This window comes from Pseudomonas putida, from assembly GCF_004357765.1.
Taxonomy (GTDB): Bacteria; Pseudomonadota; Gammaproteobacteria; order Pseudomonadales; family Pseudomonadaceae; genus Aquipseudomonas; species Aquipseudomonas putida_U.
Map to the genome: position 1 here is coordinate 1 of NZ_SMTE01000131.1, position 558 is coordinate 558.

A 558-nucleotide genomic window follows, 5' to 3' on the forward strand; every position below is an offset into this window, starting at 1 on the left:
CGGCGATGACCTTGCATGAGGTTGCGCAGGCGTCCGCAAGACGATCCGTTCGTGAGCAGTCTGAACGCAAGTTCTCAGCGCGATACGGGTCCACTCGGGCACTGACTCAATATTTGGAAAAATCATGAAGACCTTTTCCGCAAAGCCCCATGAGGTGAAGCGCGATTGGTACGTGATTGACGCGACGGACAAGGTCCTCGGGCGTGTCGCCAGCGAAGTGGCACACCGACTGCGCGGCAAGCACAAGCCCGAATTCACTCCGCACGTCGATACCGGCGATTTCATCATCGTCATCAACGCAGCCAAGCTGCGCGTGACGGGCGCCAAGACGACCGACAAGAAGTACTATCGCCACTCGGGTTACCCGGGCGGTATCTACGAAACGACGTTTGGCAAGATGCAGCAGCGTTTCCCGGGCCGTGCCCTGGAAAAGGCTGTGAAGGGCATGCTGCCGAAGGGTCCGCTGGGCTACGCGATGATCAAGAAGCTGAAAGTTTACGCCGAAGGCTCGCATCCGCACGAAGCTCAGCAGCCGAAAGCGCTGGAAATCTAAAGGGC

1 protein-coding gene is annotated in these 558 nt (G+C 58.4%); it reads left to right on the forward strand.

Annotated features, from left to right (window positions below):
* Positions 1-124: 124 nt before the first annotated feature.
* Complete coding sequence (gene rplM, locus E2H86_RS25805) at positions 125-553, forward strand: 50S ribosomal protein L13 (protein ID WP_009239122.1); 429 nt, start codon at positions 125-127, stop codon at positions 551-553.
* Positions 554-558: the final 5 nt, after the last annotated feature.